Raw genomic sequence first — 21,580 nt, 5'->3', positions numbered from 1 at the left:
TCCATGACGGAAACGCCCGATTATCAGTGGCGCTATCGATTTACTCGGCCAGCCGCTTGCGCTCTTCCGCCGTCAGCTGCTGCCTGGCGCGCGAACTCAGCATGCCGCCGCCCAGCACCTGTACCGGACTGCTCGGGTCGTACAAGCGCGGCGTGCCGCGGCCGTTGTCGAGACTGGCGCTGCCGTCGCCGTAACCCAGCACCTGCACCGAGATCACCGAAGGCTGCTTGCTGCGCGCATCGTCCTGCTGTTGCCGGGCCATGTCCTCGGCCGCCTTGCTCACGGCGCTGGCCGCGGCGCTCGCTGCATTGAGCGCACCCACATTCACCGACTGTGTCACCGGCACGCCGACTTTCTCGCCCTGCACCTGGATATTGTCGGCGTTGACTACCCGCGCCGCCGCCACGATCAGGTTGCCCGACACGCGGATGCCGGCGTCGCCCGCATCCACCGTGCCGCGCGGCGCGACCAGATACACGCTGCCGCTGGGCGCGCCCGGTACGGTCTGCAGCGTGGCGATGCCCGCGCCGCTGACCTGGCCGCGCGCGTCCAGCCGGCACCACGCGTCGATGGTGCACAGATAGCTGGGCGGCGGAATCTCGGTGGTGGTCTTGGCGCCCTGGCCCGCGTTGATGTCGCCGTTGGAACTCCACAGCACCAGGTCGCCGCCCTGCTCGGTGAACACGCGGCTCTGCGCCAGCACCACGCCGCGGTCGGTGAACATGCGGATATCGCCCTGCTCCAGCGTCAGCACGCCCATGGTGTTGGGACCGGCCACCACCTTGCCCGAGCTGTCGGTGATCACCGGCGGCGCCGAGGCGCTGCCCAGCAAGGCCTGGCCACCGGGGCCCAGCACGGTGACGTCGCCGCCCTGCTGGGTCTGGATGGTGGTGCTGCGCAGATCCAGATCACCGGTGTCGATGCTGTGCTGCGCGCCGTTCAGGCCGCCCTGGCCGGCACCGTTGGCGGTGTAGCCGAAACCGGCCGGGAACAGCGTGTCGATCGCGTTGTAGCCGCGCGCGTACTGGCTGAAGTACGGGCTGCGCTTGTCGTTGTAGTCGGCGCCCACCTTGGCCAGGATGCCGAACAGTGCCTGCGACACGAACTGCCGCTGTACGTAGTCCGGTTCCTGCGCGAACAGGCTGCGCGCCTGGGCCGGCGTCAACGTCACTGCCAGCTTGTCCTGCGCATAGCCGGTATCCACCACGCGCCCGGCGACGCGGCGCTGCATGAAGTCGACCAGCTCGGGCATCAGGCTGTCGAGGCCCTGCGCAGCGGTATCCACGTACTTCGCCATGAAGTCGGCGGTGGCCACGCCCGGCGCGATGCCGAACAGCACGCCGACGTCGGCGCTGGCATGCGGCAGATACGGATTGAAGCGGTTGCCGATCGCTTCGATACCGGTTTCGCCGCTGCTCTGGATGGTGATGTTGTTGGCCACCTCGCCCTGATTGGTCAGCGGCCCGATGTTGCGCCCTGCCTCGACCAGGAAGCTGCCAGGCCCGCCCAGCAGCAAGGCCGGGGCGAGCTGGTAGGCGCCCGGGTCATTCCTGAAGTCCGGACGGAAGGTCTTGCTCACGGCCATGTCATAGATGTCGCGGCCGGCGGACACCAGCGTGACATCGGCGTCGTGCGTCTGCTGTCCCAGCAGCGACAGGTTGACGATGTCGCGGCCGGCGCGGATCAGCGCCGGCTTGGACGGCGTCAACTGCAGCGAGCGGTACGGGAAGCCCGACGCGGCGGTCACGCCATTGGCAATGTCGCCGTGCAATGCATACACGCGCACCGGTTGCTGGTCGTTGCCGTGCAGCGCGGTCTGCGGATGCAGCAGGCTGGCGTAGACGCTGTTCAAGCGGTCCAGATAACCCATGCTCCACAGCGCGCCGAAGTTCGACGGATCGCCCGCGCCCTGCGGCAGCAGCGCCGACGGCAGCAGCGCGGCCGGAGCCTCGATCAGGCCGAAGCCCGATGTGCCGTCGCCGGTGCCCAGCTGCATGGTGTACACCTGCTGGCTGAGCGCGATGTTCTGGTCGGCGAGCAGGGTCAGGTTGCCCTGGGCCGACGGATACAGCGCGCCCGCGCCGCGGATATCGAGACTGCCGCTGAGCGCGCTCAGGCTCAGGCTGGACGGCAGGATCGCGCCCGGATTGCGCACCGTATCGGCATAGCCGTAGTCGAACAGCGCGCCCGGCAGCCGCAGGCTGTCGAACACCACGTTGCCGGCGACCGAGCCTGCGCTGAAGGACGAACTCGTGCTGTAGCTCTGGCTGTCCCCGCGGCCCGCGGGCAGCACGGCCAGCGCCAGCGGGTTGGCGTCGGCCAGTACGTACGAGGGGTTGTAGACGCCACCGATGTCGACACCCGCGCGCGCCCGCACGTCGAGCTGCGCATCCTGCAGCGCAAACAGCGTGGAGACCGGCGAGGACAAGCCGCCGTACTGGCTGTCGGAAGCCGCTGCGGTGAAGTTGAAATCGGCGCCGATCGCACCGCCCGCCGCGATGCTGCCCTGGCCCTTGGCGACGAAATAAGTGCCGCTGACGATGTCGCCGCCGGCATGCACGTCGAGGTTGCCGCCGCCGTAGGTCGTCACGCTCTGGCCGTCGGCATTCGCCTTCCAGGTGGTCGGCAGCGACACCGAGAGCTGGCGGATATCGCCGCCGGCATGCACCGCCACATTGCCGCCCGCGCTCATCACGCCCTGGCCGAAATTGGCGAAGTTGATCGACGAGGCCGAGCCGTCCGCCGCATTGGCGGTCTGCATCCACGGCCACCAGTACTGCGAGATATCGGTGCCGGCGGCCTTGGTGGCCGAACCGTCGGTATCGATCACGCGCTGGATGCCGTCGATATCGCCACGCGCATTCAGGCTCAGGTCGCCGGCATGTTCCGGATTCACCTGGCCGGTGCTGAGCATGTACGGCGTGTTCGCCAGCGGCGAGCTCCAGTCCGGCCGGATCACGCTGACGTTGGTGGCCGTGCCGGTGCCCTGGGCCGGCGTGCCGGCGGTATAGATCGCCGCGGGCGCGGCGGCATCCAGCCAGTTGATGTCGCCGCCGCTGGCGATCTCGATCGAACCGCTGCCGGTGCGCACCACGGTGGGCAGCAGCACGGCCTTGCCGCTGGTCTTGCTCTGCTGTCCGGTCGGCGTCGTGGGCGTGAGCGTATCGACCACCGCGAAGTGGTTGTCGAGGTTGACGTCGCCCGCACCGGCCAACGTGGCCAGCGGATCGACGGCATCCACTTGCGCGCCCGCCACCAGCCGGTACGAGGTGCTCGATCCGCCGAGCAGGGTCGCCGAGGCCAGCGACGCCGGACTGCCCAGCGCAGGCATGTTGGACGGGCTGTTGTTCGCCGCGCTGGCCGGTACCGGCACGGTGGTGCCGCCGCCGGGCTTGAACGGATCGGACTTCGGCACGAACGGCGCGTAGAACAGCTGGCTGCCCGCCGTGACGTTGCCGACGCTGCCGGAGACGTACTTGAAGTAGGCGTTATGGCCGGTGACGTACAGCGCATAGTCGCTGCTGTACTTGCCGTAATCGCTGTCCAGCGGCAGCAGCAGCGGCGGCGGCGTGACGATGCGCTTGGCCACCGGGTTGGTGGCGAAGTTGGCCTTCAGCCAGGTCTGGTAGGCGTTGATGTAATCCTGATAGACCGGATAGCTGGCCGGATCGACCGGCGTCAGCGTGCTGGGCTTGTAGACCAGGAAGCCCTTGGCCGTCGGTCCGCCGATGCGGTTGTAGGTGTAAGCCCAGGCGTTGGTGGTGGTGCCGTCGCCCACCTCGCCGATATACCCCTCGTAGTTGCTGTAGTAGTCGCTCGACTGCCCCGCCAGCGGCGCCTGCAGCGCCTGGTAGTACGGATCGCTGGCGATGCTGACGGTGCCGCCGCCCGGCGTATAGCCCTGCGCGGCCGAACCGTTGCGCAGTTTGATCGAGCCGTTCCATAGGCCATTGGCATCGAGGAACTGCTGCGACTTCTGGTAGTCGGCCAGGGCCTTGCCGTACAGCGGATCGCTCGGATCGGACTTCGGCGCGAACGGCGCGTAGAACAACTGGCTGCCCGCCGTGACGTTGCCGACGCTGCCGGAGACGTACTTGAAGTAGGCGTTGTGGCCGGTGATGTAGATCGAATAGTTCGAGCTGTAGCTGGTGTAGTCGTTGTCCACCGGCAACAGCAGCGGCGGCGGCGTGCTGGTGCGCTTCGCCACCGGGTTGGTGGCGAAGTTGGCTTTCAGCCACGCCTGGTAAGCGGTCGCGTAATCCTGGTAGGCGGCGTAATCGCTCACCTTGATCGGGGTCAGCGCGCTGGGGCTGTAGACCAGGAAACCCTTGGCCGTCGGCCCGCCGATGCGGTTGTAGGTATAGGCCCATGCGTTGGTCGTCGTGGCATTGCCGACTTCGCCGATATACGCCTGGTAGTTGTTGTAGTAGCTGGCGGTCTGGCTGGTCAGCGGCGCCTGCAGCGCCTGGTAGTACGGATCGCTGGCGATGCTGATGGTGCCGCCGCCCGGCGTATAACCCTGCGCGGCCGAGCCGTCGCGCAGCTTGATGGTGCCGCTCCACAGCCCGTTCGCGTCCAGGTACTGCTGCGAAACGGTGTACGCGGCCACCGCATTGCCATAGCCGTGGTCGTCCACCGGCGGCGGCGGCAGCGGCGGATTGGCCAGCGCCGCGCCATTGTTCTGCTGGTAGAAACCGTCGGTGATGCTGGCCTGCAGATCCAGGTCGCCCGCGGCGCGCACCGTCAGCATCGGCGCCATGCCCTGGTAGCGGTAGGCCAGCGCGATGCTGCCGTCGGCCTGGGTGGCGCCGGCGCCGAGGTTCCAGTTGGTCAGCACGGTGATGTCGCCGCCGCGCGTGCCGTCGGCCGGATTGACCAGCTCGATGCCCGGGCGCAGCTGCAGGTTGGCGATGCCGGCGTAGCGGCCGCCGAACGCGTAGCCCGGCTGCTGCACGTAGCGCATCAGCGTGCCCGCGCCCTTGCTGGCGTCACCGCCGGCGTAGCCGTAGAAACCGGCGTGATCGCCGTTGACCTGCTTCGGGATGAAGTAGTTGTTCTGCAGGTATTGCTTGAGCTGCGCATCGTCCGCCGGCGGCGGCAGGATCTTGCCGCTGGCATCGGTCCAGGTGCCGGCAACCATCGCCGGCGTGCCGCCGCTGGTGTTCGTCGCATACCAGCCGGCCGGGTCGATCAGCCCGTCGAAATGCCTGGACGGATCGGTCGAGGCGTCCTTGCTGCTCCAGCGCGCGTACGGCTCCAGCGTCACCACACGCGCGCCCTTGACGTTGACAGCGCCGCCATCCAGCGCGATACGCACGTCGCCATTGGCGAGCAGCGGCGCGCGCAGGCTCAGCGAGCCGCCGGAGAACGCGTCGGACGAACCGCCGGATACATCGATGCGCGCCTGCGCGCCCAGATGGATATAACCGGAGTCGGCGTACTGCACGTTCTGGTAGCCGTACTGGCCGTTGAGCGTGCCGTCGGTCTTGCCGCCGGTGCCGATCACCACGTCGCCGCCGCGCTGCGCGGCGATGCTGCTGGTGGCGATCAGTTTGCCTTCGACATCCACGCCGCGTTCGCCGTACAGCTCGATGCGGCTGCCCGACGCTGCGGATGCATCCACGTTGCCATCGATTGCCACCGTGCCGCCGGCGGCGGTGAGATAGACCTTCTGCGCGCGCAGCGTGTTGCCGGCCGACAGATGCAGATCGCCGGCACCGGTGGTCAACTGGAACAGGCCGGTCGCACCCGCGCTGGCCGCCATCTGCACGGCCGCGTCCAGATCGATCGCAGTGCCGCTGCCCAGGGTCAGATAGCCGCCGCGATAACCGCTCCCGGCCTGGCCGCGCAAGCTGCCGGCCAGCGACAGCGCCGCACCGGCTTCCGCGTCCAGGCTGCCCGCATCGCCGCCGCCCGCGGCGCCGGAGAAGTCCAGCGTGGCACCCTGCGCGAGGCTGATGCCGCCGTGGTCGGCCAGCAGCGTGAGCGCGCCGCCCGCGGCATAGGTGGTGGTGTCGAAGAACGTCTTGTTGATGCCGCCCACCGTGAGCAGCGCGCCATCGGCCAGCACGAGGTCGCCGCTGGTGGCATGTACGCCGAGCTGGCCCGCGGGCGCGGCCACGGTGGTGGCGATCGACACGCTGCCGCCGGTGAGATTCAGCGCACCGCCCAGGTGCTCGCCGCTGATCGCCCCGGCCGTGCCGCCGATGCGCAAGGCGCCAGTGGTGGCCAGTTGCGTATTGGCACCGTCGCCGGCCAGCAGCCACGGCGTGCTGAGGTTGACGTCGAGGCTGCCGAAATCGAAGCGCCCCGTGCCGATCCCCTGCATGCCCTGCGCCGCGGTGGCGGAGAAGCCGCCGAAGTCGCGCAGGCCGGTGTTGCCGGCGCCGAAATCCACTTCGCCGGCACGCGCCACGAACTGGCCGGTGCCGGCGGCGAACGTGCCGTTGGCGGCGCCCAGGTCGTTGGACAGGCCGAGCTTGCCGCCGGCCTGGATGTCCACCGTGCCGCCGTCGCTGGCGAACGCGCCAGCGCTGAGATTCAGATCGTGCGCCAGGCCGATGCGCACGTTGCCGAGGAAGTTCATGTCGCCGCGGCTGCGCAAGGTCACGCTCTGCGCGCCGCGCAGCCGGTTCAGCGTGTCGCTGCCGATCACAAAGCCATGGGCGCCGCCCGGCGCGCTCGCGCCATCGCCGAGGAAGGTGATGAGGTTGCTGTTGGCATCGATCGCCTGCGCCGACAATCCGGCGGAGGCATCCACACTGGTATTGCCGGTGGCGTCCAGCGTCAGCGCGGCGCCGCCGTCGATGCGCGCATCCGCCGCGATGGTCAACGCACCGCTGGGAAGGGCCGAGACGTTGTTGCGCACGATGCCCGCCGCACCGTTCTGCGATACGCGCAGCAGCGCGCCGTCGCCGCTGACCGCGGCGATCGCCTGGCCGTTGGCGCCGGTGCCCGCGACGGCGCCGAACACCAGCGGCAGGCTGGCCGCGCCGCTGCCCTGCCCGGTGGCGCGCAGCACGCTGCCGGAAGACAGCAGCACGCCCTGCGCACCGTTGTGCATGCCGCCGTTGGCGACGAGCAGGATTTCCGCGCCTTGCAGCGGATGCGCCGCGTCGTTGGCAAGCAGCACGCTGTCCGCCACCGCGCTGACATGGTCGCCATCGCTGCCGCGCTGGCGCGTGCCGCCAAGCAGCAGGCTGCCCGCGCCGAGCGTGCTCAAGCCGTCGGCCGACAGCGTGAGATAACCGTCGCGCGCCGTGCTGTCGGCGCCGACGATCTGGATCGCCTGCGCCGCGATATCCACCTGCGAGCCGCGCCCGCCCTTGGCCGGCGCCGCGGTGAGCGCGGCACCGAGATTCAACGTGCGGGTGGCGGCCAGTGTGAGGCGGCCGGCATCCGCGGCCAGCGCCGGCGCGACCTGGCCGGCCTTGCTGGCGAGCTTGCCGAAGAAACTGTCGGCGTCGCTGAGCGTGTATTGCGAGTACTGCTGCCAGACCTGGTTCGACTGCACCAGGAACGTGGTGTTGCGCGCATCGCGCGCGCCGCTCAGCGCGTCGGCGAAGTAGCCGCCGATCGCCAGCGTGCCATCCGGCCGCACCGCGCTGGCGCCGAGCACGCTGTCGATCGCGCCGGTGTCCTGCACCACGCGGTAGGCGCCCGGCAGCGTCGCGTAGCGCGCCGGCAGCAGCGTGTAGTAACCCGCCGGCAGGCCGGGGGCGCCGGACAGGTACACCGTCTGGCCCACCGCGGGACCGGCGCCGCCCTGCTTGGCGAACGCCGCGTCGTAGGCCGCCACCGGTGCGCGATAGCCGGGCACGATCGCGTAGATCGCGCGGCCGTCCGCGTACTGCGGCACCTGCGTGCCGGCCGTGCCGCTGTAGCTGGTGCCGTACTGCGCCAGCACGTCGCGCGTGCCGCCGGTGCCGCTCACCCACTCGGCCGCCTGCAGATGACCGCCGCCGGAAAGATCGATGCCGGCGCCGGCATCCAGGGCGAGGTCGGCGCCGTTGAGCGCGATCTGCTTGGACGGCGGCGCGGTCAGGTCCGGCGTGTCGTTATTGGGATCGGCGTCGTAGCGCCACTGCACCCCGTCGATGGTGCGCCCATAAGGCACGGTGACACCGTCGAGCGAGACCGAGCTCAGGCTGCCCGGCGCCAGGTGCACCGATTGGGTGACGGCGAGCGGGAACAGCTTGGGATCGGCGCCGAGCGCGCTGGCCTGCGCCGCCGCGTCGGTCACACCGAGGATCAGGCTGCCCGCCGGTGCGCGCAGCGTGCCCTGCTGCTCGATATGGTTGGCGCTGAGCAGCAGCGTGCCGCCGGCGGACAAGGGCGTGCTGCCGTTGCCGTTGGGCAGGATGCTCAGCGTGGTGTCGATCGCGTTGCCGCTGGCGTCCTTCAGGCCCGCGCCATTGGCCACGATGGCAAAGCGGTAGTCGGTGGCCGGATACAACTGGGCCGCCTTGAAGCTCAGGTTGCCGGTGCTGTACAGCAGGCCCGGTTGCGGCTTGCCGTTGGCATAGGCGAGCAAGGCGGGTGCCTGGAAGCGGATATCCGCGGCGGAGCTAAAATCCGCGGCGGCCCAGCGCTGCAGATTCAGCCAGCCGCCGATATCGATGAAACCCGCCTGCACCGACAGTGTACCGTCGCCGGCCATGGCCAGCGGCGCCGCGGTCGGCGCCACGCCACCGGTGAGGTTGACGTAGGGCGCCGCGATGCTGACGTGGCCGTTGCCGCTGGCATAACCCGTCGCCGTAGTGGACAAGCGGTTGGCGCCGGCCGGCAGCGCCTGGATGGCGGGGACGTTGACGATGAAGGCGCGCCCCAGCGACAGGTTCACGTCGTCGGCGAAACCCAGCGGCACGGCGGTGGCCAGGTCGGTGGTGCTGCCCTGCGAGGGATCCGGACCGATCACCAGGGTGTCGATGCCCGAACCGGCGAGGCGATCCACCGCGAAGCGCAGCAGGCCCGATGGCGCCGTCGATTCCACCGCGCCACCGGCCTGCGCGCCTTGCGGCAGCAACAGGCCGGACTGCTGCACCAGCACGCCGCTGGCCTGCGGCGCGCTGGTCTGGGTCACCTTGCGGCCGAGGCCGACCAGGCTGAGCGTGCCGCCTTCGGCTTGCGCCGCACCGCCCGCCGCCTGCAACTGTCCGTCGAAGTAGAGGCCCGCGGCAGCGGCGAGCGTAATGCTGCCCGCATCGCTCCACACCGGCGTACCCAGGTAATGCGTGGCGTGGCCCAGGCCGTTCGGATCCTGCGACGGCAACTGGAAGTTGTCCGCCGCGCCGGCGACGTCGATGCGGCTGCCCTGCTCCGCCACCACGTAACCGCCGCGTCCCTTCAGCGACACCGCGCCGCCGTCCAGCACCACGCCGGTGCGCGGCACCTGCGGCGCGCCGTCGGCGCCGGCCACCGCGGCGGCCCAGGGATCGATCAAGGCCACGCCGGAAGCGTCCAGCACGGCACCCGCGCCCAGCCACACGCTCGGCGTCACCTTCGGCAAGCCGACATTGCGCGCCAGCGCATTGGTGGAAACATCGAGCTTGCCGCCGTGCGCGCTCAGCGTGCCCAGCACGGTGGTGGCCTGGGTACCGGCCAGCGCGATACTCCCGCCCGCATCCACCGCGATCTGTGCGCCCTGCCCGAGCAGCACCGAACCGCTCACGCCCGCGTACTGCGGCGCGCCCTTGGAGGGATCGTTGGGATTGACCAGCCAGTCCAGGTACTGGCCCGCGCTGAGCGAGAAGCCGGGGCCGGCGCTGCTGCCGCGCGTCACATAGCGGTGATACGCGCCGAGCGAGCCGACCGAGGCATACATGCCTGACGGATGCGCAGCGTCTTTCGCGTACAGGTCGCTGCCCGTCGGCGCGCTCAGCAGCGCCTGATAGTCGGCCAGCAAGTTGCCGCGCGTCACTTGCAGCTGGGTGCCCGGCGCGACGACGCCATCGGTGATCGCGGTGAGCGCGTAGTTGTCGAAACCCCGGCCGGCGAAGAAACCGGCATCCAGGTACAGGCCGTTCGCCATCGGCATCGCCGCGCGATCGCCGCCGACCTGCACGTAGTTCGCCTGCAGGGAAAGCTTGCCGCCGCCGCTGAAACCGTAGCCGAGCAGCGTGCCGTCCAGGCGCAGCGTGCCGCTGTCCAGCGCCTTCGCCTGCTGGAACTCGGCCTTGACGTTGCCGTAAGTCGCCAGGCTGATATCGCCGCCCTGGCCAGCGGGCACGCCGTTCTTCATCTGCACGCGGGAGTCGGCGCCGACGTAGCCGCCGCCGGAGACGTCCAGCGTGCTGCCCGCATCGAGCAGCACGGAACCGGTGGCGTCGGTGTTGTTCGGGCCGATCGATGCATTCGCGGTCAGCGCGATCTTGCCGCCGTCGATATAGCGATGACCCACCCGTGCATCGGCGGCCAGGCCGCTGTCGTTCACCCACAGGCCGCGGGTGCTGAGCGTGGCACCGTTGCCGATGGTGATGTCCGGACGCAGCGTGCTGCCATCGGCGGCGTGCATCGCCGGCGTATCCAGCCCGGGTCCGTTCGAGGTGATGCTGATCGAACCGGAAGGCGTGCCGATGTTGCCGAGTACGGTCACGCGGCTGGCGGTATACGCCACGCTGCCGCCGGGCCGTAGCGCCAGCGAGGCGCCCGCCTGCTGCAGGATCTGCGAACCGCTGTCGCCGGTGGACAGCATGACATTGGAGAAACCCGCGCCGCTCAGCATGCCGGTGGAGATCGGCAGCCACCAGCGCAGGTCGCTGTCGTGCGCGGTATCGGATGCCTGCGCAGCCGTAACCGTGTCCCACACGGTCGCGGCGTCGAAGCCCGGCGCGAGCTGGTCCAGCGTCAGTGCGGACTGCTGCAGCAAGATGCCCGGCGCATAGTTGTAGCGGGTATCCAGGCCGATCGGCGGCACGCTGAAGCGGAACGTGCCACCCGCCGGCTGCTTGCCCTGGTCGACCTGGTTGCGGCCGGCGAAGGACTGCGCCGAGATATCGCCATCCAGCACCAGCGCATGGCCGGCCTGCACGTCGAGCGTGCCGGCGTCGCCGCCGGCGACGAAGCCCGGATCCCAGCGGCGCGAGCCGGCCAGCATGCCGTTGTTGTAGGTCTGGCTGATGCCCCAGCGCACGTGGTCCTGCGTGTACTGGCCGGCATAGCCGACATAGCTCATGTCCGGATCGGCCGCGGCGATGTCGTAGATGCGGCCGTTGGCACCGAGCAGATTCGGCGTTTCGATCCAGCCGGCCTGGTAGGACAGAAAACCGCCGTCGAGATTGAGCTGCGAGCCGGAGCGGACGATCACTTCGCCGCCATGCAAGGACAGCCCGCCGCCCTTGGTCATCAGCTGGTCGACCGTGCGCGGCACGTTCTCCACGTAGCCGGCCACATTGAGGATGGGACTGCCCACCCAGTCCAGGCCATCCGCGCGCGTGCCGCTCTGCGTGCTGTCCACCAGCACGTTCTTCTGCGTGTACAGGAAACCGTTGCGCAGCAGCGGCGAGTTGGCCAGTTCGTTCTGGCCCACGCGCGCCACATTGACCAGCAGCGCCGACATCGGCAGCACGACATTGGCCAGGCCCGAGACATCGATGACCGCGCCGCTGTCCACATAGATGCGGCCGGCCGTCGGCGAGCTGTCCTGCGCGTAGGTGTGCGCGGCGATCGCCACCGTGGCGCCCGGCGCCTCCAGCAGCGAGCCCGATTGCAGGTTGACGGTGGCGCCGTCCAGCGCCAGCGTGCTGCCCTTGAACGCGGCATTCGCCGCGGCGCTGGACGAGGTGGTGCTGCCGTCCTTCTCCGGCAACACCGTGGTGACCGAACCCGGCGCCAGCAGCAGCACGCCGCCGCGCACGAAATCCAGCAGGCCGCCGACGCCGCTGGCCTGGTCGCGCGCATTCAGCTCGATGCTGCCCGGAAAGGCCACGCTGGTCGAAGCCAGCGCCACGCCTGCCTGCGTCACATCGTGAGCCAGCATATGCACGCTGCCGCGGCGCGCTTCCACCAGGCCGGTATTGATCACGCTGCCGATCGGCGCGTTCGGCCCCGAGCCATCGTTCATGCCGGCGATGCCGAGCGCGGCGTTGACGCCATCGGCGCCGGCCGGGTTATAGAACGCGGTGCCGCCAGCCAGGAAGGCCTGCCCATCGTCGGCGATGATGGCGCCCGCGTTGGATACATGCGGCGCGGCAATCAGCGTGAAGCCCTGCTTGCCGGTGGTGATGTTGGCGCCCTTCTCGATCACCACGTCGTGGCTGCGGCCGTCGGTGAACACGCCATTGACCAGCAAGCCGGTGGTCGAGGCCTGGTCCGCGATACCGCCCTTGAGGAACCGCGCATTGCTGGTCGCCACGTCGCTGCTGAACAGGCTCAGCGAGCTGGCCAGCAGCGAATGCGTATTCACCTGGCTGCCTGCGCCGAACAGGATGCCGTTGCGGTTGAGCAGATAGACCGAACCCTCGGCCTTGATCCGGCCCAGGATCTGGCTCGGCGCGCCGCTCGGATCCTGGATGCGGTTGAGCACGATCCAGTCGTTGCCGCCGTTGGACTGGTTGCCGCCGCTCTGGTTGAAGTACAGCGTGGTGTTGCGGCCGATGTTGAAGCTGTCCCAGCTGAGGATGGCTTTGGATGCGGTCTGCTTCACCTCCACCGTGGTCTTGCCGCCGGCGGCGCTCTGCACCGGCGCGTTGGCGTTCTGCCACAGCGCCGGGTTGCGCACGATGTCCGCCGCCACCTGCAGGCCGCCCGCGGCGATGCCGTCGGGCACCGGCGATACCAGTTGCTGCGCCGCCTGCTGCGCGGCCTGTTGCGCACTCAGTTGCGCGGCAACCGCCTGCGCAGCCTGGTTGAGGTTGGCGATGGACTGCTGCACCACGCGCTGCTGCAACAGCTGCGGCGCGTTCTGCACGGAAAGATTGTTCGGCGTCGGCGCGGGCGCATTGCCATTGGGCGCACTGGCCTGTCCGCCGCGCTGTGCCGCGAGCCAGGCCTGGCTCAGCACGGGCGGGTTGCCTGCATGCGCCTGCATCGCCGCTCCCATCGCCAGCGCTGCGGCGATCCATTGCGCCAGCGGGCGGCGTCCGGGGACGCTGCGTGGAGAGATGCCGCTTGCCTTCGCCGAATCGACCGCCTTGATCACGCGTTTGCCTCGTTAGCTTTGAGTCGCGCGGCGCGCGGCCGCGGCTTCTTCCGGTTAGACCTTCACGGAGCTGAAGGACTGAACTGGTGTCATGGAAACTTCATATAGACGGCTGGATTGCTACGCATCGTCGCGTCCCCACGACGTAGGTTGGGGTGAGCCACAGGCGAACCCCAACGGTGCGGTGCGCCTGGACGTGCCGATGTTGGGGTTCGCCTGCGGCTCACCCCAACCTACGCCGGTATCGTCAGTGGCCACCGATCGCCCCCGGCGGCATCAATTGCGGATACGTCGGCGCGGGCCGCTGCGGAAACACGCTGTGGCCAAGGCTGGAACCCATGCGGTGCTCCAGCGCTGCAGCGTTGTACTGACCGACCTGCCGGTTCGACGGCTCGCTCGCCACCGGATCGAGCATCGGCGGCGGCGGCCCCATCGGCCTTTTGCCATCGCCGCTCAACTGCCGGCTGAGGCAGTCGTACGCCAGCACCGCATGCTGATTGACGCTGACATCGACGCAGCTTTGCGTCTGCTGCGCCGACGCGCCAAGCGCGACCAGGCAGCACCACGCGCCAAGCACGCGGGCTGCCCGCTGCTTCACGGCTTGCGCTCCGCCGGCGCCACGTAGCGCTGCTCGTACAGACGATCGCCATACGCCTGCGCGGCGTTCTCCAGCTTCACCCGCGCCGATGCGGCGAACGGCTGGCGCGAGCCGATCACCGAAGCCATGTCCATATGTACATAGGCATCGATGACTTCCCGTCCCACCTCGTACAACTTCTGGTTGCGCGCGCTGCACGTGCCCAGTGCCTGCTTCGCTTCATCCAGCTGGGTCTGGAACGCACCGTCGCGCCCCTGCTGTTCCTTCAGCTTCGCCACTGCATCGGCGTTGTCCTTGCGCACCTGCTGCAAGGCCGTCTCGGCCTGCTGCCTGGCGCCACGTTCGGCGGCCGCCGCCTTGCCATCGCCGGCGGCAGCGCGCAGCTTCGCCAGTTCGGCCTGCGCCTGCTCCAGCGCCTTGCGCGCCTGGTCGCGCTCACCTTCGATGCCGGCTTTCTGCGACTGCCAGGCCGACTGCTGCCCTTGCAGTTCCTGCACCTGGCTGCGCGCATCGCGCAGCTGCGTGCGCAACTGTTCTTCCAGGCTTTGCCCCAACGCAGCCTGGGCCAGGACCATCGCCGTCATGGCGACGCCCGCGCGGATCACGGTCTTCATCGTCGCCTCCTTTAGAACTTGCTGTTGATCTCGAACTGCACCACGTCGATCGACAGCGGCGGGCCGAAGACCTGCTTGGCATTGAAGTAGCGCGCGGTCAGCCAGGTGCGCTCGGCGATGCCGTAGTCGGCGCTGACGATAAAGCCCTTGGCGTTGGTGCCGCCGAGATGGAAGTTCGGATCGGTCAGGCCGTCGAGCACGGCATCCGGCTGCAGGTACTTGTAGCCGAACGCCACGTTCCAGTCGTGCGCCTTCATCGGGCTCGGGTTGCCCAGGATGCCGCGCAGCAGCCAGCCCACCGGGCCGCTCTTGTACGGACCGGACTCGTTCGCCGAGCTGCTGGCCTGGTAGTTGTTGACCGGCTGGCCCAGGCCGTTCGGATAGCGCTGGAAGGCGTCCTTCGCGTGGTAGGCCATGTTGCGCACGTAGTCGGCCTGCACCCGCACCGGCGTGCTGCCGACGGCGAAGTCGAACTGGCTGGTGAGGGTGAGCAGGTGGTAGTCGTACGCCAGACCGACCAGCTGCGGCTGCGCATAATTACCCGGCGACGACGGGTCCGGCACGATATTGCGCAGCAGGAACACCGAGTTGCCCTTCTGCATGTACTGCGGCGCGTCGGCGTCGGTACTGCAGAAGTTGATGCCGGTATAGATCGGGCACGGCTCGGACAGGCTGCCGCGCATCTTGTCGTAGTAGTAATACGCCAGCGCGGCGCTCCACTGCATGTCCTCGTCGATCTTCCAGTGCGCGCCCAGCTGCACCGCGGACAGCCACTTCTGGTCGCTGCGGTTCTTCTGGTAGCCGAACGCCTGCGTGGGCGTGTCGTTGCCGGCGTACTGGATGGGGAACACACCCGCGTTGGCGAAGCCTTCGATATCGCTGGCCAGCTTCCAGTGGCCCTGCCCGACGATGCCGTCGAAATTCAGCTCGGGCGAGTAGATCAGGTCGGTGACGAAGAACGGATTGGCGAAGCGGCCGGCGGTGAAGGCACCCCACTCCAACGGCTGCCAGCGCAGCCAGGCGCGATCCAGCCACAGGTTCTTCTTGGCCAGGCCGCCGCCCAGCGCCTGGGTGGTGGACACCGGGTTGTTGTCGTTGCCCGAGCCGATGCGGATGCCGGCGGTGATGGTGTCGCCCAGCTTCACGTCCACGCCCAGGTGCGCCTGGATCGAGAGGATATTCGGGCGGTTCTGCTGCGTGTTGGCGATCGGCGGATTGACGCCGCGGCCGATCTGATTGACATCGAACGGGCCACCACGGTTGAGCGCGGCGTAGTCGATGAAGTACGGCGAGTTGCCGCGGCTGAAATAACGCCCTTCGTCGCGCACGCGGATATCGCCGGACCAGGCGATGCGGTCCAGCCATTCCGGCAGCGCATCGGGCTGCGCCCAATGCTCGCTGCGCGCCTGTGCGATCACTTCCTGCTTGACCTGGTCGCGGATCTCGTTGCGCACGCTCTGCGGCACGTAGGGCACGCGCACGTCGCCGGGCTGCGCACCGTCGCTGGCGGCGAGCGAGGACGGCGCCTGCGCTTTCTGCGCCTGGATCGCTTCGGCATTGGCTTGCGCGATCAGCCCATCGGCGTCGGCTTGGGTGATCAAGCCCTTTTTTACCATCAGGCGGATCAGGTTGATGGTGGCGTTCGACGACGGTGGCGCGGCGCTTTGCGCCAGCGCGACCTGGCCGGCGCCGGCCAGCAGCAGGCCGATGGCCAGGCACAGCGCGCGGCGTGCGGGACGCGGCTTGGTGTTATCCAGCATGGTGTTCTCCGAGGATTGCAAGGCGTCGTCGCCGGACGCCACAGGTAGTGAGAAACGTGAATTCATACCGGCCGCCTGCCGCGGATCGACGCGCGCACCGGCATGCTCAGGCGCGGTGGCGGCGGGCTGTCGATGCTCATGCCGCGCAGCACGTCGAGCAGTGCTTCGTCGGTGGCGGGCGTACCGCTGGGTGCGAGCAGTTCGGCGCGGGTGATGCGGCCGCTGGGGTTGATCCACAGGCTGACCTTCACCTCGAACACCAGGCGGCGCGTGCGCTCGTCGCGCTGGATCGCCTGCTGCAAGGCATAGCCCAGGTATTGCTCGTACGAGGAACCGCCCACGCCATTGCCGCCACCGGTGCCGACCATGCCGCCGCCGTCGCCCGCACCGATATTGAAGCTGTCGTTGCCGGCCTGCGCCGCGCCGTTGATAGTCACCTGCCTGGCCACGTCCGGCGCCTTCGGCGCCTCCACCGGCTTGGCCGGTTCGTTCGGCTTGGGCAGCTCCTGCCTGGTCTCTTCGAGCTTCTTCGGCTCGGGCGGTTTTTCTTTCGGCGGCGGTGGCGGAGGCGGCAGCGGGGTGATGGTCGGGATGCGCGGCGCCTCGCGCCGCACGCCGACCTGGTGCCCGGCGAAATGCCACACCAGGGCACCGACCAGCAGCAACGCGGCGATACCGATGATGCGGCCGCGCCAGGGCTTCGGACTCTGTCCGGACGTGTTCATCGTCAACCGCCCGGCGCCTTGCCGGTGACCAGGCCTACCTGCGACAGGTCCAGCCGGCGCAGCAGGTCGAGGATGTCGACCACCTTCTGGTACTGCACGTTGGCGTCGCCCTTGACGATGATCGGGAACTCCGGCGTCAACGCTTTCTGCGTGCGCAGGCGCGCTTCCAGTTCACCGATCGTCACCGGGAAGGCGTCGAGGAAGATCTGCCCGCTGTCGGACACGGTGATCGCCTTGGTCTGCGGCTTGGCCAGGCTGACCGAGGCGCTGGCCTTGGGCAGGTTCACCTTGACGCCCTGCACCGAGGCGGTGGTCATGATGATGAAGATCACCAGCAGCACGTACGCCAGGTCCAGCATCGGCGTGATGTTGATGTCGTCGTAGGGCTTCTCGTCGTCCTGTACCTGCATGGCCGCGTCCTCCTCAAGCCGCCGCGCCGATATCGGCGTCGCGGTGCAGTTCGGCCAGGCGGGTGACGAATTCGTCCACGAACACCTGCATGTTCGCGGTGACCGCCTTGTTGCGGGTGAGCAGGTAGTTGTAGCCAAACAGCGCCGGGATCGCGACGAACAGGCCGGCCACCGTGGCCAGCAGCGCGGCGGAGATGCCCGGCGCGATGGCGTTGACGTTGACGTCGCCCGCGGCCGCGATGGCGGCGAAGGTGATCATCACGCCGACCACCGTGCCGAGCAGGCCCAGGAACGGACCGCCGGAGATGGCGATGGTCAGCATCACCATCGAGCGCGACAGCTTCTGGTTCTCGCGCACCAGGGTCGAATCCATCACCGCGCGGATCGCTTCGATCGATTCGGTGGCGATCACCAGGCGGCCCTTGGCGTCCTTGCGGCGCCACACTTCCTTCTTGCCCACCTCGTAGAGGCGATACAGCGAGGAGGCGGCCAGGTCGCGCGGCATGCCTTCGTCGCCCATGCCGAGCAGGTTGGTGCCGAGGTCGCGGTAGCGTTCCAGGAAGCGGTCGTTGGCGTTGCTAACGCTGCTGACGTAGCGGCCCTTCTGCCACATCACCACCCACGAGATCGCCGCCATCACCAGCAGGATGGCGATCACCACCCAGGCGTCCACCGTCACCGACTTGACGATGACGCCGAAGTAGCCGAAGCCGGCGCCGGATTTCTTTTCGTCCTCGCCGTACTGCACCAGCTTCGACTCGGCCCCTTGCGACAGCGCATCGACGCCGATCGCAACCGGCGCGCGCGCCACGCGCGACAGGCGCACTTCGTCCATCACCCCGAGGAAGTTCGCCAGCGCCGCCGCCTGCCCGGCCGCATCGCCGCCCAGCGTGGCGGCGGAACCCAGCGCCGGCATCGCGGCGGCCAGGGTCGAATACTTCTGGCCGTTGACGTAGACCGTGGCCTGCTGCGCATCGAAGCTCACCGCCAGCTGCGTCCACTGGCCGGCCTTGACCGGCTCGCCCCCGGCGCTGCGCTGCGCGCCTTGTCCGGCGTTCGCTTCCACGTAGGGCGCACCGCCGTCGAGGCCGATCACCACCGAGCGGCCATCCTGGTGGCGCGCATAGATCGCGGTCGGCGTGGTCGGCAGTGCGTCGACCTTGATCCACGCGCTGAAGGTGAAGGCGCCGCCCGCCGCTTCATTGAGCGAAGCGCTGGAAGGCAAGGTCACCACCTGGTTGCCATCGAAGCGCGCGGCCTTGCCGACGATGCCGCCGTCGACCGGCTGCACGCTGCCGGACTGCGCATGGTTGGCATAGGCGGTGGCGTCTTTCGGCGCGCCCGCGGCGGCTTCCTCGAAGTGGTAGATCAGGGTGTGGTCGGCATCGAACGCGGCCGGGCCGCTGCTCTGCGCGGTGGCCTTGGGGTTGCCGTAGTACATCCAGATGGTCTGCTTGGCATTGGCCGGCAGCTCGCTCACGTCCACCCACACCTGGCCGACGCCCATCACCGGATCGAAGCTGTCGATCTGGTAGTTCAGCGGCGTCTTGCCGTCGGCGGCGATAAAGCGCAGGTCCGCGCCGTCCTTCGCCACGCCATCGAACTGGAAGTTGCCCGGATGCAGCCGGATCAGCACCGGCACGCGGCCCGGCGACTGCGGCAGCGGCGCGCCGGTGGTGCTGGTGTCCAGCGTGATGGGCTTGCGGTAGGACCAGTCATCGTTCCACCAGGCCGACTCGGCCGCCAGCGAGAGGCGCGGCAGGCAGGCCAGGCACAGCAGCCACGCAAGGATCAGGTAACGCATCGTCGTTGCACCCCTAGAAGAAAAAGTAAGCCGTGTCATCGCCGCGCTCCTTACAGCCCGGCCTTGAGGCTGAACAGCCAGCGCCCGTCGTGGGCGCGCGTGCGCGAGCCGTCCTTGAGCGGATAGGCGTATTCCAGTTCGCCGCTGACGGTATTGAACAAAGTGAAGCGTGTGCCGAGGCCCGTGCTGAGCAAGGTGAAGCGGCCGCGCTGCTCGGGCAGCGGGTCGATCAGCAGGATGCGCGAGCCGTCGACGAACCAGTGGAAGCGCCACTCGTTGACGTATTTGCCGAACCACGACGCCACCGACGGGCTGCGCAGTTCCAGCGTGGCGGAGCCGCCGTTGTCGCCAGTGTCTTCCGCTGAAAGAAAACCGCGCACGCTGTTGGCGCCGCCGGCGGCGAACTGCTCACTGGACACCAGCGGCGAATCGGCGAGCTGTCCGCTGGCGTGGAAAGCAAACGCGTAGCCATTGGCAAACGCACGCGTGTAGTTGGCATCCACCCGCAGGTAGGCGAAGTTCTGCCGCGCGTTGTAGCGCTGGCTGTCGAATTCGAAGCGATCGCTGCCGGCGCCGCGCACGCCGAAGTTGCCGGCGATGGCCAGCCCCAGCGAGGAGTTGTCGCGCGTGCGCTGGCCGGTATAGGCCACGCTCAGCGGGTAATAGGTGATCGGCACCGCCTGCTGCTGGTCGCCCACGGTCAGGCGCTGGTCGAAATGCTTGCGCGCCACGCTGACCGAGAACGACTGGCCGTAGTCGCCCAAGGTCGGCAGGTTGCGGATCGCCTGCAGCGTCACCGCATTGCCCTTGCCCAGCACCGTGGTGCCGCCGAGCGTGTTGGCATTGCTGTTGGACTTGTAGCCGGAGCCGAGCAGGCTCCACTGGCTGTTGAGCGGCGCCAGGTAGGACAGCGCATAGACCTCCACCGCGTGGCGGTCCTGCGGCGCCACGATATAGGTCGCCGAAACCGTGTGACCCAGTTGCCACAGGTTGTCGTAGCGCACGTTGCCGACCGTGCGCAGCGTCGGCGTGTCGGCGCTGTGGTCGTTGTTGAGCTCCAGGCTGGCGTGCAGCGGATAGCTGTCTTCCACCTTCAGCGTGACATCCATGGTCTGCGGCAGGCTGCCGGGCTTCAGCAGCGGCACCACCTGCTGGCCCGGCTGGCGATTGACCTGGGCGAGCTGTTCCTGCGCCTGGTTGAAGTTCGGCACCGCGCCTTCGGCCAGCGCCGGCACCGCTTCGCGGATCGCCTGCGGCGAGTGGTAGCGCGAGCCTTCCACCCGCACGCGGCCGATGCTGTTCTCGCTCACCTTCAGCAGCAGCACGCCGTCGCGCACCTGCTGCGGCGGCACTTCCACCGTGACCGACTGATAGCCCTTGGCCTGGTAGATCTTCTGCAGCGCGTCGCGCGCGCCGTGCACGTCGTCGAGGCTGCGCCCCGGACCGAGGAACGGTTCCACCGCCTGCTCGATCTCGACTGCCTGCAGCAGCGTATTGCCGCGCACCAGGTATTCGTTGACGTCGAAGCGCGCGGGCGCCTCGGCGGTGGGCGCAGCGGCCTGCTGCGCCTGCGCCGTATTCCAGGCCAGCGCCAGCATGACGGCGAAGGCGAGCGGCCGGCGGCCCTTCATCGCGACGCTCCGGTCCATTCGGTCGTCCCTTTCCTCATGTTCCGGTAGCTAAACCGCGATGCGTAACCGGATCGCGACAGAGACATGTCCGATCCAAGGCCGGCCCTGCCGGCGGGCCGTCCAGAAGGCCGAACCGCGTTAACCCCAACTCCGTCGATAACCGACACGCAAACCTTCCCCCGGGGCGCGCCACAGCGGCCGCGCCCGCAAGCCCGATCGAGATTTCCGGTGCGCCATGCGGGCGCACCGGGCGAAGAGATTCCGGTGGGCATCCCAGCCCGTGCCGACTTCCTTTGCCCTTAGACGGAAGGCTTCCGGGGGAACTGAACCTGCGTCACGAAAAATTCATGACGGGGGATGTTTCGTCTTGTTTGCGGCGGGGAGTGACATGGGAATGTCATGTAGATGGACATGCTGTACGTGAAATTCACGAGGCAATGAAGAGCAAACGCAAGCTTTTGCACATGAGGCAAGACTCCACGCAACGCTCCGCCCGACCCCTCACCCTGCCCTCTCCTCAGAGGGGCGAGGGGTGAAGTGGTGGGGCATGCACTAACGAAGAACAGAAACTGGCCGCGGTTCTTGAACGTCCTCTTCGCAACGGCACCTCGAAGGGCGCGTCACGTAAACGCACTCTCGCTTCGTGTAGACCCAGGTCAATCCGTTTACCGCAGACGTCATTGCTCGTTCTAGTCGCGTCGCGAGCCTTTGCTCTTAGGCCATTTCTTTTTGGTTACTTTTACTTTGGGCCGGCGGTTTCAATCGGTCGACGCAACAACTTCCTGCAGCTTCTGGGCAGGTGTCAAGAAGCCCAACGTCTTACGTGGCCGTTCGTTGAGTTCACGCGCCACTTTGTTCAACTGCGCCTGGGTCAGCGACGCCAGATCCATGCCCTTGGGA

The 21,580-nt window shown here is 68.4% G+C and carries 8 protein-coding genes and 1 pseudogene; all 9 read right to left on the bottom strand.

The annotated features are described in order from the left end of the window. Positions 1-40: 40 nt before the first annotated feature. A complete protein-coding gene (locus tag AB4083_RS16845; RefSeq protein ID WP_441609239.1) occupies positions 41-13,138 on the bottom strand; it encodes a filamentous haemagglutinin family protein in 13,098 nt (4,365 codons plus the stop codon). Between the two features lie 247 nt (positions 13,139-13,385). Further along, the gene (locus tag AB4083_RS16840; RefSeq protein WP_441609238.1) at positions 13,386-13,736 is read right to left on the bottom strand and encodes a hypothetical protein; all 351 of its coding nucleotides are present in this window, start codon (positions 13,734-13,736) and stop codon (positions 13,386-13,388) included. Next, entirely contained in the window at positions 13,733-14,350 is a 618-nt protein-coding gene (locus AB4083_RS16835) for a hypothetical protein (protein ID WP_441609237.1), read from the bottom strand. The genes AB4083_RS16840 and AB4083_RS16835 overlap by 4 nt, the downstream gene beginning before the upstream one ends. 11 nt (positions 14,351-14,361) lie before the next feature. Beyond that, on the bottom strand, positions 14,362-16,176 hold the full coding sequence (locus AB4083_RS16830) for a putative porin (protein ID WP_441609236.1): 1,815 nt from the start codon (positions 16,174-16,176) through the stop codon (positions 14,362-14,364). After that, positions 16,173-16,835 carry an energy transducer TonB family protein gene (locus tag AB4083_RS16825; RefSeq protein WP_441609235.1) on the bottom strand — a complete coding sequence of 221 codons (663 nt, stop codon included), beginning with the start codon at positions 16,833-16,835 and terminating at the stop codon, positions 16,173-16,175. The genes AB4083_RS16830 and AB4083_RS16825 overlap by 4 nt, the downstream gene beginning before the upstream one ends. Before the next feature lie 2 nt (positions 16,836-16,837). Further along, the gene (locus AB4083_RS16820) at positions 16,838-17,245 is read right to left on the bottom strand and encodes an ExbD/TolR family protein (RefSeq protein WP_441609234.1); all 408 of its coding nucleotides are present in this window, start codon (positions 17,243-17,245) and stop codon (positions 16,838-16,840) included. 13 nt (positions 17,246-17,258) lie between these two features. Further along, positions 17,259-19,049, bottom strand: a complete 1,791-nt coding sequence (locus AB4083_RS16815) for a DUF2341 domain-containing protein (RefSeq protein ID WP_441609233.1) — start codon at positions 19,047-19,049, stop codon at positions 17,259-17,261. Positions 19,050-19,099: 50 nt separating this feature from the next. After that, the gene (locus AB4083_RS16810) at positions 19,100-20,698 is read right to left on the bottom strand and encodes a ShlB/FhaC/HecB family hemolysin secretion/activation protein (protein WP_441609232.1); all 1,599 of its coding nucleotides are present in this window, start codon (positions 20,696-20,698) and stop codon (positions 19,100-19,102) included. A 740-nt stretch (positions 20,699-21,438) separates the two neighbouring features. Further along, positions 21,439-21,580, bottom strand: a pseudogene (locus tag AB4083_RS16805) (IS30 family transposase); the annotation flags it as partial.

The organism is Dyella sp. 2RAB6 (assembly GCF_052115385.1).
Lineage (GTDB): Bacteria > Pseudomonadota > Gammaproteobacteria > Xanthomonadales > Rhodanobacteraceae > Dyella_D.
Note: the sequence above shows the minus strand (reverse complement) of the source record. Positions and strands in the feature narration are given on the sequence as shown.

Coding starts and splice junctions, on each gene's coding strand:
- AB4083_RS16835 (WP_441609237.1), bottom strand. CDS start 14,350: ATGAAGACCGTGATCCGCGCGGGCGTCGCCATGACGGCGATGGTCCTG.
- AB4083_RS16830 (WP_441609236.1), bottom strand. CDS start 16,176: ATGAATTCACGTTTCTCACTACCTGTGGCGTCCGGCGACGACGCCTTG.
- AB4083_RS16825 (WP_441609235.1), bottom strand. CDS start 16,835: ATGAACACGTCCGGACAGAGTCCGAAGCCCTGGCGCGGCCGCATCATC.
- AB4083_RS16820 (WP_441609234.1), bottom strand. CDS start 17,245: ATGCAGGTACAGGACGACGAGAAGCCCTACGACGACATCAACATCACG.
- AB4083_RS16815 (WP_441609233.1), bottom strand. CDS start 19,049: ATGCGTTACCTGATCCTTGCGTGGCTGCTGTGCCTGGCCTGCCTGCCG.
- AB4083_RS16810 (WP_441609232.1), bottom strand. CDS start 20,698: ATGGACCGGAGCGTCGCGATGAAGGGCCGCCGGCCGCTCGCCTTCGCC.